15 protein-coding genes are annotated in these 11,975 nt (G+C 42.5%); 9 read left to right on the top strand and 6 right to left on the bottom strand.

Annotated elements, in window-relative coordinates; genetic code table 11:
* Window positions 1-16 precede the first annotated feature (16 nt).
* Complete coding sequence (locus B2R65_RS01500) at window positions 17-232, top strand: EF-hand domain-containing protein (protein WP_004588041.1); 216 nt, start codon at window positions 17-19, stop codon at window positions 230-232.
* Window positions 233-317: 85 nt separating this feature from the next.
* On the opposite strand, the gene trkA is transcribed toward B2R65_RS01500, so the two are convergent.
* The 4 genes from trkA to def all read right to left on the bottom strand — a co-directional run bounded on the left by trkA (window position 318) and on the right by def (window position 4,539).
* Complete coding sequence (gene trkA / locus B2R65_RS01505) at window positions 318-1,694, bottom strand: Trk system potassium transporter TrkA (RefSeq protein WP_004588040.1); 1,377 nt, start codon at window positions 1,692-1,694, stop codon at window positions 318-320.
* Window positions 1,695-1,769: 75 nt separating this feature from the next.
* The gene (gene rsmB / locus B2R65_RS01510) at window positions 1,770-3,065 is read right to left on the bottom strand and encodes a 16S rRNA (cytosine(967)-C(5))-methyltransferase RsmB (RefSeq protein WP_004588039.1); all 1,296 of its coding nucleotides are present in this window, start codon (window positions 3,063-3,065) and stop codon (window positions 1,770-1,772) included.
* On the bottom strand, window positions 3,058-4,011 hold the full coding sequence (gene fmt / locus B2R65_RS01515; RefSeq protein ID WP_286740523.1) for a methionyl-tRNA formyltransferase: 954 nt from the start codon (window positions 4,009-4,011) through the stop codon (window positions 3,058-3,060). The genes rsmB and fmt overlap by 8 nt, the downstream gene beginning before the upstream one ends.
* 21 nt (window positions 4,012-4,032) lie before the next feature.
* Entirely contained in the window at window positions 4,033-4,539 is a 507-nt protein-coding gene (gene def / locus B2R65_RS01520) for a peptide deformylase (RefSeq protein ID WP_004588037.1), read from the bottom strand.
* 119 nt (window positions 4,540-4,658) lie between these two features.
* Here def and B2R65_RS01525 point away from each other — a divergent pair, with 119 nt between their 5' ends.
* From B2R65_RS01525 to hemF, 6 genes are all read left to right on the top strand, one after another.
* Window positions 4,659-5,780, top strand: a complete 1,122-nt coding sequence (locus B2R65_RS01525) for a LysM peptidoglycan-binding domain-containing protein (RefSeq protein WP_004588036.1) — start codon at window positions 4,659-4,661, stop codon at window positions 5,778-5,780.
* A gap of 31 nt (window positions 5,781-5,811) precedes the next feature.
* Entirely contained in the window at window positions 5,812-6,903 is a 1,092-nt protein-coding gene (gene dprA, locus B2R65_RS01530; protein WP_004588035.1) for a DNA-processing protein DprA, read from the top strand.
* 1 nt (window position 6,904) lies between these two features.
* Window positions 6,905-7,378: a DUF494 family protein gene (locus B2R65_RS01535; RefSeq protein WP_004588034.1), complete on the top strand. Its 474-nt coding sequence runs from the start codon at window positions 6,905-6,907 to the stop codon at window positions 7,376-7,378.
* 97 nt (window positions 7,379-7,475) lie between these two features.
* Window positions 7,476-8,051, top strand: a complete 576-nt coding sequence (locus B2R65_RS01540; protein ID WP_024032146.1) for a DNA topoisomerase family protein — start codon at window positions 7,476-7,478, stop codon at window positions 8,049-8,051.
* Between the two features lie 21 nt (window positions 8,052-8,072).
* Window positions 8,073-8,636, top strand: a complete 564-nt coding sequence (gene tsaC, locus B2R65_RS01545) for an L-threonylcarbamoyladenylate synthase type 1 TsaC (protein ID WP_004588032.1) — start codon at window positions 8,073-8,075, stop codon at window positions 8,634-8,636.
* Between the two features lies 1 nt (window position 8,637).
* Window positions 8,638-9,588 (top strand): oxygen-dependent coproporphyrinogen oxidase, encoded by a 951-nt coding sequence (hemF, locus tag B2R65_RS01550; RefSeq protein ID WP_248463323.1) that lies wholly within the window; start codon window positions 8,638-8,640, stop codon window positions 9,586-9,588.
* 93 nt (window positions 9,589-9,681) lie between these two features.
* Here the strand turns inward: hemF and B2R65_RS01555 are convergent, their stop codons facing one another.
* Entirely contained in the window at window positions 9,682-10,119 is a 438-nt protein-coding gene (locus B2R65_RS01555) for a group II truncated hemoglobin (protein WP_029773006.1), read from the bottom strand.
* A gap of 53 nt (window positions 10,120-10,172) precedes the next feature.
* Between B2R65_RS01555 and aroE the strand changes: the two genes are divergently transcribed.
* Both aroE and B2R65_RS01565 read left to right on the top strand, forming a co-directional pair.
* Window positions 10,173-10,997, top strand: coding sequence for a shikimate dehydrogenase (gene aroE / locus B2R65_RS01560; RefSeq protein WP_286740530.1), 825 nt, complete (start codon window positions 10,173-10,175; stop codon window positions 10,995-10,997).
* Window positions 10,994-11,254: a DUF1488 family protein gene (locus B2R65_RS01565; protein ID WP_286740532.1), complete on the top strand. Its 261-nt coding sequence runs from the start codon at window positions 10,994-10,996 to the stop codon at window positions 11,252-11,254. Before aroE ends, B2R65_RS01565 begins: the two co-directional genes overlap by 4 nt.
* Here the strand turns inward: B2R65_RS01565 and B2R65_RS01570 are convergent.
* Window positions 11,237-11,773, bottom strand: a complete 537-nt coding sequence (locus B2R65_RS01570; RefSeq protein WP_029773008.1) for a gamma carbonic anhydrase family protein — start codon at window positions 11,771-11,773, stop codon at window positions 11,237-11,239. The two genes, B2R65_RS01565 and B2R65_RS01570, sit on opposite strands and share 18 nt — an antisense overlap.
* Window positions 11,774-11,975: the final 202 nt, after the last annotated feature.

Genomic DNA, 11,975 nt, shown 5'->3' on the forward strand with positions numbered 1-11,975 from the left:
TAATTAGGACACAACTATGAAAACATTAAATACAGCACTTGCCGTTATCGTATTAGCTTCTTCATCAGCGGCGTATGCTGCAGTCGACTTTGCCTCGTTTGATGCCGATGGTGATGGTGCAATTTCAAAGCAAGAAGCGCAGGTAAATTCACAGCTAGTGAAAATTTTTGACCAGCTAGATACTGATGGTAATGGTGAAATTTCTGAGCAAGAGTTTTCAAAAGTACAGTAATTAGAAGCTGCTAAGCAGGGTTGCCTAGCATTAAAAAAACATACTCCACTAAAGCCGCCTTAGTCAGCGGCTTTTTTGTGTTTAACTATAAAAATATAGCGCTAACTTGGAATAGCTTTTCTACTACGTTGATATGCTTTTTATCGATTAAAAACATAATAACGTGATCACCAGACATAATAACCGTGTCGTCGTGGGCAATCAGTACGTCGTCATTACGTACAATAGCACCAATCGTTGTACCTGCAGGTAGCTTGATATCGGCAATCGCACGGCCAACTACTTTTGATGTGTTTTCATCGCCATGGGCAACGGCTTCAATGGCCTCTGCCGCGCCTTTACGTAACGAGTACACATTAACAATATCGCCACGGCGTACGTGTGTAAGTAGCGCCGAAATAGTTGCTTGTTGTGGTGATATAGCAATATCTATTTCACCCCCTTGCACTAAATCTACATACGCACCACGCTGAATAAGCACCATGGTTTTTTGTGCGCCCATGCGTTTTGCAAGCATGGCCGACATTATATTTGCTTCATCGTCGTTGGTTACGGCAATAAACACATCAACTTGCTCTATGTGCTCTTCAGATAGTAGTTCTTGGTCTGAGGCGTCTCCACAAAACACGACGGTGTTATCTAGCATTTCAGAGAGTTGCTCAGCACGCTCTTTACTGCGCTCTAATAACTTAACGCTGTGGTTTTTTTCCAGTGAGCGAGCAAGGCCTGCACCAATGTTACCGCCACCGGCTATCATAATTTTTTTGTAAGAACGCTCAAGTTTTTGTAGCTCGTTCATAACCGCACGAATATGCTTAGTGGCAGCAATGAAAAATACTTCATCGTCCGCTTCTATTACCGTGGTGCCCAGCGGCTTTATAGCTTTACCTTGGCGATAAATTGCTGCTACACGGGTTTCTACATTCGGAATATGCTCTTTTAAAGCAGAAAGCGCATAACCCACTAATAAGCCACCGTAGTAAGCTTTTACAGCCACAAGAGAGAGCATGCCATCGGCAAATTGCAGCACTTGCAACGCGCCTGGGTAATCTATTAAACGGCGAATATATTTGGTAACAAGTGCTTCGGGGGCAATATAGTGATCAACCGGGAGGTCATCGTTATGAAATAGCTTTTCGCGGTATTTTAAATATTGCTCTGATCGGATACGGGCTATTTTAGTTGGCGTATTAAAAATACTATACGCGACTTGGCACGCCACCATATTGACTTCATCTGAGCTGGTTACCGCAATAATCATGTCGGCGTCTTCAGCACCTGCACGTCTGAGCACATCTGGGTGTGCACTGTGCCCCGTGACCCCTTGTAAGTCGTACTTATCTTGTAGCTCTCGTAAGCGGTTGCCGTCTATATCAACAACGGTTATTTCGTTTTGTTCGCCAACTAAGTTTTCAGCAAGCGTACCACCGACTTGTCCGGCACCGAGTATGATTATTTTCATTATTTACCCGAATTACTGTTTAATTAAAAAAATAGCCATTTACTGTTTAATAAATGGCTATTGAGTGTACGGCTATTAGGCTTTTTTAACTAGCTTAGCGTAATAAAATCCGTCGCTTTCACCTGGTAGTAATTGTAAACCAGGGTTGGTAACTGTGTCGTTGTCGTGCAGTGGTATATGCTCAACGTCACTATTATTAGCTAAAAATTTAGCGACTTGCTGTTGGTTCTCTTGCGGCAGTACCGAACAGGTTGCGTATATCATTGTGCCGCCTGGTTTTAGTAGCGGCCAAATGCTATTGAGTATATCGCTCTGTAGTGTAGCTAAATCTTCAATGTCGGATGCGCGGCGAAGCCATTTTATATCTGGGTGGCGGCGTATAACACCGGTTGCCGAACAAGGGACATCTAATAAAATGCGGTCAAACTGTTGCTCATCCCACCATGTGTGTGGCTGCGAAGCGTCTGCACATTGTAGGTCTGCGCCTAAACCGATACGGGTTAAATTTTGTTTAACACGTTCTAGGCGAGTGGCGTCACTATCAAGCGCTAATACTTCTGCATCGGCAAGCTCTAATATATGACATGTTTTACCGCCAGGTGCTGCACAGGCATCTAAAATGTATTCATCAGCTTGAGGTGCTAAAAAGCGTGCGGCTAATTGTGCTGCGGCGTCTTGAACTGAGCAGGCGCCCACATCAAATTCTGGCAACGAAAATACATCACGCGGCTTAGCTAGTTTAATACCATCAACAAACTCAGGGTTTAACGTGTGCTCTATATCGTTAGCCGTTAACATTTCGCTGTATTGTTGCGTGCTGTATTGTGCTTGATTGACACGTAACCACATAGGGGCTTGTTGTTGGTTTTCTTCAAGAAGCGCTTCCCAGTTGTCTGGGTACGCAGCTTGCACTTGTTTAATAAACCAATTTGGATGGTTATATAAACACACTGGTATTTGCTTGGCTTTTTCTTCAAGCTCGCTTTGTTGGCGCTGAAAACTACGCAAAATAGCGTTGATTAAGCCTTTTAAGCCTAATGCACGCATTTGGCCAAGGGCATTAACGGTTTCAGAAATGGCGGCATGCGGTGGCACGCGCATATGCTGCAGCTGATAGATACCGACATACAACAAAAACTGAAAAATACGACGCTTACCTTTAAGTGGCTGTTCTACTAAATGTTGGCAGTAGTTTTCAAGGCTAGGTAGGTAGCGCAACACGCCGTAACAAATTTGCTGTAATAGCGCTTTGTCTTTAGGGGGCAGTCCTTGGCTGGCAAATGGTAGCTCTTGATTTAGCGAAGCGCCTTTATCAACCACGTTATATAAAGTTTCAGCGGCAAGCGCACGTACGTTTTGAACATTACTCATTGTTTTCGCCTAATACGGTACCAGGAGTTACCCAGTTACTGCGACCGTTTAAAAAGTCGCTAATTGCCATTGGTTTTTTACCTTGGGGTTGCAGCTGTGTAATACTTAATGCCTGCTTGCCACACGCCACTACAATGCCGTTTTTATCGCTTGATAAAACAACGCCCGCATGGCCTGTTTGCTCAACGACTGAGGCTTGATAAATTTTTACGCTGTGCTCACCCATTTGAGTAAAACACACTGGCCATGGATTAAATGCACGAATATTACGCTCAATTTGTACAGCATCCATCGTCCAATCAATATTTGCTTCCTCTTTTGAAAGCTTTTTAGCGTAATTTGCCAGCTCGTCGTTTTGCGGCTCTGCTATAAGCTCGCCATTGGCTAACTTATTAATGGTTTGAACAAGTGCTCCGGGACCAAGTTCAGCCAGTTTAGTGTATAAACTGGCACTGGTTTCATCCGCAGCAATAGGGCAGCGGCTAATGTGCAGCATGTCGCCGGTATCAAGCCCTTCATCCATTTGCATTATGGTTACGCCGGTATTTTCATCGCCAGCCCAAATTGCGCGCTGTATAGGCGCAGCACCGCGCCAGCGCGGTAAAATAGAGCCATGCACATTTAAACACCCTAAGCGTGGCGCCTCTAAAATGGCTTTTGGTAAAATTAAGCCATAAGCCACCACAATCATGATATCGGCATTTAAGCTTTTAAGCTCAGTGAGTGCGTCTTCATTTTTTAATGATTGTGGCTGAAAAACAGGTAGCTCATGTTCAAGCGCAAGCGCTTTTACTTCACTGGCTTTTAACTTTTTACCACGCCCAGCAGGGCGGTCTGGTTGGCTGTAAACTCCAACAATTTGGTGTTCGCTTTGAATTAACGCTTGTAGGTGACGAGCGGCAAAGTCCGGCGTACCGGCAAATATAATGCGTAGTGGTTTTGTCACTGAGTTTTCCTAAGGTGCTTATTACTTCGCGGCAAATTTAGCTTCTTTTTCAAGCTTTTTGCGAATACGTTGACGCTTTAATGGCGATAGGTAATCAATAAATAGTTTACCTTGTAAGTGATCTAGTTCGTGTTGAATACAAATAGCTAATAGCTCATCTGCATCTAGTACAAATTCTTCACCATTTTCGTTAAGAGCAGCAACGGTTACGGTTTCAGCACGGTCTACTTTTGCGTAAGAGTTAGGCACTGATAAGCAGCCTTCTTCGCTAATTGTTGCACCATCTTTTTTAATAATTTGTGGGTTAATTAAAACCAGTGGTTCGTCGCGTTCTTCTGATACGTCGATCACCACAATACGTTGATGAATATCAACCTGTGTAGCAGCTAGCCCAATGCCGTTTTCATCGTACATTGTCTCTAGCATGTCTTTTACAATTTGGCGAACGTTGTCATCAACCTGTGCAACTTCTTTTGCTACCGTACGTAAACGCTCATCTGGAAATCTTAAAACTTCTAACCTAGCCATAGTTACCTTTTTACACTTGTGCTTAATTTAGGGTATTGTATGCTCTTATTTTAGCCATTCGCGTTCCCCTTTAACAGGTTTTGGTCAATAATAATGAAAAAACAATACAAGGAAGCCCAATGAAATCTCAATTGGCTGCAATTATGTTTGCACTAAGTACTGCTTTTCCTGCAGTCGCTGATGTTTTACAAATAAAAAAAGATGCTCCAAAACAATATGTTGTAAAAAAAGGCGATACCCTTTGGGATATTTCCGGCATTTATTTAGAAGAACCATGGCTGTGGCCAGAGTTGTGGCAAATGAACCCGCAAATAGATAACCCGCATCTAATTTACCCAGGCGATGCACTCGCGTTAGTGTACGACGCCGACGGTAACCCGCGTTTGGTGATTAATAAAGCGTACAGAAAATTATCGCCGCAAGGGCGTATTACACCAAAAGGTAATAACGCCATCACCACTTTGCCACTTGAAATAATTAAACCTTATTTAAGCTATGAGCAAGCGATTAACAGCGATGACATAGATGATAAGCCTTATATTTTAGGGGCAAACGAAAATACTAAAACGCAAACTCTCGGGCATATTTTATACGTTAAGGGCGATTTAAAAGTACATAAAGCGTATGCTATTTATCACAAAGGCGAACCTTACATAGATACACAAACCGGTGAAGAGCTAGCCACTCGCGCTACTTATGTCGGTATGGCTCGTGCATTTAGAACGGGCGATGAAAGCAATGGCGTACCATCGTCTTTACGGGTTGAGTCAGTTAAACAAGAAATACAACAAGGCGATTTTTTACTCCCTGCTATGCAAGGGCAAATGTTACCAGCGTACTTTAATATGCATCGTCCTAAGCAAAGTGTATCAGGCAGTGTTATTGACTCTCCGCGCCAAGTAAGAGAATTCAGCACAATGGATGTAGTGGTGCTAAACTTAGGTGCTGAGCAACAAATTGAAGTTGGTCATATCCTCGATTTAGAACGCCAATCACCCACTGTTATTGATGGCCCTCGAGGACCGCGTTATCCAGAGGATTCGAGCAAATTTGAAAAGCTTTTATCTGATGCAGGTGAATTATTTGGCAGCGAGCCAGATGAAGACACCACAACATGGACAATGCCACACGAAAAAGTGGGTGAGTTAATTGTATTTAAAGTGTATGACAAAGTGAGTTATGCATTAATAACAAAAAATCAGCACCCAATTCGCGTTGGAGATAGTGTAGTAATTCATTAAGTTGTAGCGAGTCGGTGCTCTAGGAGAGAGCATGGATCAGTCATCTGGCAAGCTAGCCCACTGGCTTGCCTTTTATATGTGTAAAGGCTTAGGTATTAAAACACTGTTAGCCTTATCACATACTCACCCCCTCGAATCATTATTTGATTTAAACCAAAGTGAATTACAACAGCTTGGCCTTACCCAAAACCAAGCCTGCAACTTACTCAATACCAATTGGCAGCAAGTAAACCATTACGAACAACAAATACAGCAGCTTAATATTACAGTGGTGTGTATTTTTGATGCGCTATACCCAAACGAGCTAAAACACATAGCCAGTGCCCCTTTACTGTTATTTTGTAAAGGCGATATATCGCTGTTATCTAGCCCGCAAGTGGCCATTGTTGGTAGTAGAAACGCGACCCCTACGGGGCTCGAAATAGCCTCAGAGCTTGCTTATCAGCTTACTTTAGCCGGTATTACTGTTACCTCGGGCATGGCGCGGGGAATTGATGGGGCCGCGCATAAAGGGGCATTGGCCAATAATGGCAAAACAATTGGTGTATTAGGGACAGGGGTTGATATTTACTACCCCAAACGCCATAAATTATTAACAGACCAAGTATTAGAGCATGGCTTATTAATAAGCGAGTTTTTACCGGGTACCGCTGCTAATGCGCATAACTTTCCACGCAGAAACCGTATTATATCTGGGCTGTCTTTAGGCGTGGTTATTGTAGAGGCTGAAATTAAAAGCGGTTCATTGATCACGGTACGTTACGCTATTGAACAAAATAAAGAAGTGTTTGCAGTACCGGGCTCTATTAAAAACCCTTTATCGCAAGCGAGTCACTTTTTAATAAAGCAGGGCGCTAAGTTAGTCGAAAATGTAACAGATATTTTAGATGAGGTGAGCTTTTCTTATCAAAGCGGTCTATATAATAAAGAGGAGCCTGTAAACAAACAGTCACAGTGTGAGGTGTTAAATAGTATAGGGTATGAGGTAACCAGTGTTGATGAAATTGTACGTCGCGCCAAGTGGCCAATTGATAAAGTGCTGGCAAGGTTGCTCGATTTAGAGTTAGACGACGAAATAGAGCGAGTGTTAGACGGGTATATAAAGCTAAGCACAGGAAGGTAATATGTTTGATATTCTCATGTATCTTTTTGAAAACTACATTCACAGTGAAGCCGATATTTATATTGAAGAAAACGAGCTTACCGATGAATTACTTCGCGCGGGCTTTAATAAGACCGAAATTTTTAAAGCATTAAACTGGCTTGAACAATTGGCCGATTTACAACGCAGCGACGAGTCGCCTTATTTAATTACAAAGCCTCACCAAGCAATGCGCATTTTTACCGATAGCGAATGCAAAATGTTAAACGTTGAATGCCGTGGCTTTTTGATGTTTTTAGAGCAAATAAGGGTGGTTAACAGTGTAACCCGTGAAATGGTTATGGACCGCCTTGCCGCATTAGATAAACCTTATATTTCGCTCGACGACTTAAAGTGGGTGGTGCTTATGGTGTTATTTAACGTACCTGGCTCAGAAGAGGCTTACGAGCAAATGGAAGACCTTATATTTGACGAACCCACCGAACTTCTACATTAAAATTGTATGCCAAACCACTTAAACCTATATGCACAGCTTGTATCTTTAAGTGGTTTGGGTATATTAGGCGAAAATTCAGCAACCCGTTAGGAACCTCATGAGTAAAATCGACCATTCGCTTTTCTCGGCGGATAAACACGCCTTAGAAAAAGAATACGAAGTCTGCCCGCAATGTGGTTCTGAATTAGTGATCCGTAACTCTAAAACAGGTCCTTTTTTGGGTTGTGCGAGTTACCCTAAATGCGACTTTATTCGCCCATTAGCGCATCACGACAGCAACGAAATAAAGGTGCTTGAAGATTCAGCCTGCCCACAGTGCACAAAACCGCTGGTGGTTAAAAACGGCCGTTATGGTATGTTTATTGGGTGTACAGGGTACCCTGAGTGTCATTATATCGCCCACGATGACGAACCTAATAATAACGATGATGTATTACCTGGGTGTCCTAAATGCAAAAAAGGACAGCTAGTTGCACGCAGCAATAAATTTGGTAAAACGTTTTACTCATGCGATTGTTACCCAAGCTGTAAATATACTCTAAATAACAAACCCATAGCCAAGCCATGCCCTAAGTGCGATTGGCCGCTTGTTATTGAGAAAAAAATGGCCAATGGTACTGTGCTACAGTGCCCACAAAAAAGTTGCCTGCATAAACTTACCACTACTGATTAATATAAATTTCTGGAGCATATTTTGTCAGACCTTTCTACATTGCCTACGGCTATATCTTGCTTAGAGCAAGGTGAAGTTATTTTATATCCTACTGAAGCTGTCTATGGTTTAGGGTGTGATCCAGATAATCAGCAAGCTGTTGAGAAGTTGCTAGAAATAAAACAGCGTCCCGTTGAAAAGGGCCTTATTTTAATCGCCGATAACTACGGCCAGTTATTAAAGTATGTTGACGATGTAAAGCTGCCAATGGACAAGCGCGCTGATATTTTTTCTAGTTGGCCCGGTGCTATTACCTGGGTAATGCCTGCAGCTAAAAATACGCCTAAATGGTTAACAGGGCAGTTTGATACGATTGCAGTACGGGTTACTGATCATCCAAGTGTTAAGCGCTTATGCCAGCAATTAGGCAAGCCTCTTGTCTCCACTAGTGCTAATTTAACCGGACAGCCAACCGTAACAAGTATTGAACAAGCCAAGCAGCAATTTGCAGATAAGGTAGGCTGTTACATTGATGAGCCCTTAGGGGGCAACACGCAGCCAAGCACAATTAAAGATGCCATGACCGGCAAAGTATTTAGAGGTTAATATGCAAAGCGAATTATTAGAACAAGTAAAAGCGTATTTTATGGCTTTGCAAGACACCATTTGCCAAGGCTTAGAGCAGGCCGATGGCAATGCAAAATTTGTAGAAGATAGCTGGCAACGTGCCGAAGGCGGTGGCGGGCGTACGCGTGTTACCACTAACGGTAATGTAATAGAGCAAGGCGGCGTTAACTACTCGCATGTGTTTGGTGCATCTATGCCGGGCTCTGCGACCGCTCATAGACCAGAGCTTGCAGGGCGAAGCTTTCATGCATGTGGTGTTTCATTAGTTATTCATCCAAAAAACCCACATGTTCCTACAAGTCATGCCAATGTACGCTTTTTTATAGCTGAAAAAGAAGGCGAAGAGCCTATTTGGTGGTTTGGCGGAGGGTTTGACTTAACGCCTTTTTACCCCGTTTTTGAAGATGTACAGCATTGGCACCAAGTCGCACACGACATTTGTGCACCATTTGGTGAACAAGTGTATCCAAAATACAAAACGTGGTGTGATGAATATTTTTACCTAAAACATCGCGACGAAACACGCGGTGTAGGCGGCTTATTTTTTGATGACTTAAACGAGCTAGGGTTTGAGCAGAGCTTTGCATTTATGCAATCGGTTGGTAATGGCTTTTTAGATGCGTACTTACCTATTATTGAGCGTCGTAAAAATGATGAATACACGCAACAGCAGCGCGACTTTCAATTGTATCGCCGCGGTCGTTACGTAGAATTTAACCTTGTGTGGGATAGAGGCACTTTATTTGGCTTACAAAGCGGTGGGCGCACAGAGTCTATATTAATGTCGATGCCGCCACTGGCGCGTTGGGAATACAATTATAAGCCCGCGCCCGACAGCGCAGAGGCTAATTTGTATCAATACTATTTACGTCCACAAGAGTGGCTAAGCACTAAACCCACTGATTTAATAGCCAGAGAGTGGCAGTTATAAATATTAAATTAAGGTAGGGGCTGTTTAATCCGCAAAGGTCAATAAACCCTAATAAAAGGCGCTTAACAGCGCCTTTTTGCTAAGTAGTTACAATTAGTGCTCATTAATCATATGGGTGGCAAGTTGTCCAAAAGACTGCTTTAACCCTTCGCGCAGTAGGGGGTTGTCTACTTCTATATCGAGGGTTTTATTCATGCAATACATCCACTGATCGCGCAGGTCTTTATTTATAGTAAAAGGCATATGGCGTTTGCGCAGCATAGGTTGGCCATGTTTTTCAGTAAATAGGTTAGGGCCGCCTAACCAACCCGATAAAAACTCAAAAAACACTTGGCGAATTCTATCTAATGGCAGAGGATGCATATCATATAATGGTTTGGCGTATTCATCGCTGGCCATTATGTCGTAGAATCTATTAGCAATAGCACGGGTACCTGCTTCTCCACCAATAATTTCATACGGTGTTTTCTCAGGAGTGGGCGCTGGTTGCTCAGGAGCTGGTTTAGATTTTGAAAAAAGTCGTTTAATCATATTACTTATCATCGTTAATAGGCAGTGTATAGCTGCAAAGAGGTTGCTTTAAAATGGACAAATATGCGGTTTTTGGAAATCCAATCAAACATTCAAAATCCCCCGCGATACATAAACAATTTGCTGTATCTTTGGGTGAGCAAATCGACTACCGCGCAATATTAGCACCTATCGATCACTTTGAAAAAACAGTAACCACCTTTTTTGAGCAAGGCGGGATAGGTGCCAACGTTACTATGCCATTTAAAGAGCAAGCGTATGCCATGGCTGATGAACTCACCCCACTTGCTAAAATTGTTGGTGCAGTTAATACACTTAAAAAACGCGATGATGGCACTTTGTTAGGCGATAACACCGATGGCGTGGGCTTTGTTAATGATTTACTTGCCAATGAAGTGACAATTACCAATAAGCGTATTTTAATTATTGGTGCTGGTGGCGCAGCAAGAGGGGTAATACTACCGCTACTTGAGCGTAACCCAGCTGAAATAACGATTGTTAATCGCACGGCAAAAAAAGCGCAAGACTTAGCACAGCTATTTGCTGAATATGGCAAGGTAACAGGCTATGGGTTTGATACATTACCTGTAAGCAATTACTCACTTATCGTAAATTCTACCTCTAGCAGTATGAACAACGAGTTACCAGCACTTGACAAAAAACACCTAAGTCAGTGCGCAGTGGCATACGATATGTTTTACTCCCAGCAAAATACCGTATTTATGAACTGGGTTGCAGAGCATAATAACCACGCTAAGCTGTTAGATGGCAGTGGTATGTTAGTAGGCCAAGCCGCACAGGCATATTATGTATGGCGTAATAAAATGCCCGCCATACTTCCTGTTGTTAAAGCACTAAAACAAGGCATGCTTAAATGAATCAAGCCATACAGTTTATAGATAGACTCGAGTTTAGAGAACCTTCCCACCAACTAGTCTTTTTTGCACAAGTAACAGGGCTGCTGGTGGAGTGTATTATAGATTTACGAAAGCTAGGGCTTCAAGATGAAAGCCACGTAACGCAGCATTTTGATAAATACCGATTTGATTACGAAGAATGTGCCGAGCAACTTATAGAAGATGAAAGTTATAACTCGGCAGGGCAGATAGAAGTGAATCTAGTTGATCTCTGCTAAATACTCGTCTTTTAATTGCACATAGTTATCTGCCGATACTTTTAAAAAGGCAAGCTCTTGCTCTGTTAATGGGCGGGCTTGCTTTACTGGGCTACCAACATATAAATAACCAGACTCCAATCGTTTATTTGGCGGTACTAATGAACCCCCACCAATAATAACGTCGTCCTCTACTATTACATTATCCATTACAATAGCGCCCATACCGACAAGTATACGATTTCCAAGCGTACATCCATGCAGCATCACCTTGTGTCCTACTGTCACATCATCACCAATAATAAGTGGGTAACCATCTGGGTTACTTTTAGTCGCGCGTGATAAATGAAGAACACTACCGTCTTGTATATTTGTACGTTCACCAATACGTATATAGTTAACATCTCCTCGTGCTGCCACTAAAGGCCATACGCTACAGTGGTCACCAATAGTAATATCTCCTACTAAAACAGACGATTCATCAACATAAACAGACGAATTAAAAGAAGGAGTCACACCTTTATAAGAACGGATAGCCATATATATACCTTTTAAATACCAGTTATAGTCGCTTGAGTGTAACAGCAACACTTAAATATAGGCCAGAAAAGGCCTGTTTTGATTATAAAACTACCAGTTATAGAGGGTTTAGTTCACATATTGACCGAACAGTGCTTTTTTTTGGTTTTTCTTTAAAAAAGTGCTTGCGTAAAAATCTGTTCTCCCTATAATGCGACCCCAC

Origin of the sequence: Pseudoalteromonas sp. UBA2102 (assembly GCF_002331165.1) — a bacterium.
Lineage (GTDB): Bacteria > Pseudomonadota > Gammaproteobacteria > Enterobacterales > Alteromonadaceae > Pseudoalteromonas > Pseudoalteromonas atlantica.

Excerpts from the sequence above, each read along its gene's own strand:
- B2R65_RS01500 (WP_004588041.1), top strand. The coding sequence starts at position 17 with ATGAAAACATTAAATACAGCACTTGCCGTTATCGTATTAGCTTCTTCA.
- trkA (WP_004588040.1), bottom strand. The coding sequence starts at position 1,694 with ATGAAAATAATCATACTCGGTGCCGGACAAGTCGGTGGTACGCTTGCT.
- rsmB (WP_004588039.1), bottom strand. The coding sequence starts at position 3,065 with ATGAGTAATGTTCAAAACGTACGTGCGCTTGCCGCTGAAACTTTATAT.
- def (WP_004588037.1), bottom strand. The coding sequence starts at position 4,539 with ATGGCTAGGTTAGAAGTTTTAAGATTTCCAGATGAGCGTTTACGTACG.
- B2R65_RS01525 (WP_004588036.1), top strand. The coding sequence starts at position 4,659 with ATGAAATCTCAATTGGCTGCAATTATGTTTGCACTAAGTACTGCTTTT.
- dprA (WP_004588035.1), top strand. The coding sequence starts at position 5,812 with ATGGATCAGTCATCTGGCAAGCTAGCCCACTGGCTTGCCTTTTATATG.
- B2R65_RS01535 (WP_004588034.1), top strand. The coding sequence starts at position 6,905 with ATGTTTGATATTCTCATGTATCTTTTTGAAAACTACATTCACAGTGAA.
- B2R65_RS01540 (WP_024032146.1), top strand. The coding sequence starts at position 7,476 with ATGAGTAAAATCGACCATTCGCTTTTCTCGGCGGATAAACACGCCTTA.
- hemF (WP_248463323.1), top strand. The coding sequence starts at position 8,638 with ATGCAAAGCGAATTATTAGAACAAGTAAAAGCGTATTTTATGGCTTTG.
- B2R65_RS01555 (WP_029773006.1), bottom strand. The coding sequence starts at position 10,119 with ATGATTAAACGACTTTTTTCAAAATCTAAACCAGCTCCTGAGCAACCA.
- aroE (WP_286740530.1), top strand. The coding sequence starts at position 10,173 with ATGGACAAATATGCGGTTTTTGGAAATCCAATCAAACATTCAAAATCC.
- B2R65_RS01565 (WP_286740532.1), top strand. The coding sequence starts at position 10,994 with ATGAATCAAGCCATACAGTTTATAGATAGACTCGAGTTTAGAGAACCT.
- B2R65_RS01570 (WP_029773008.1), bottom strand. The coding sequence starts at position 11,773 with ATGGCTATCCGTTCTTATAAAGGTGTGACTCCTTCTTTTAATTCGTCT.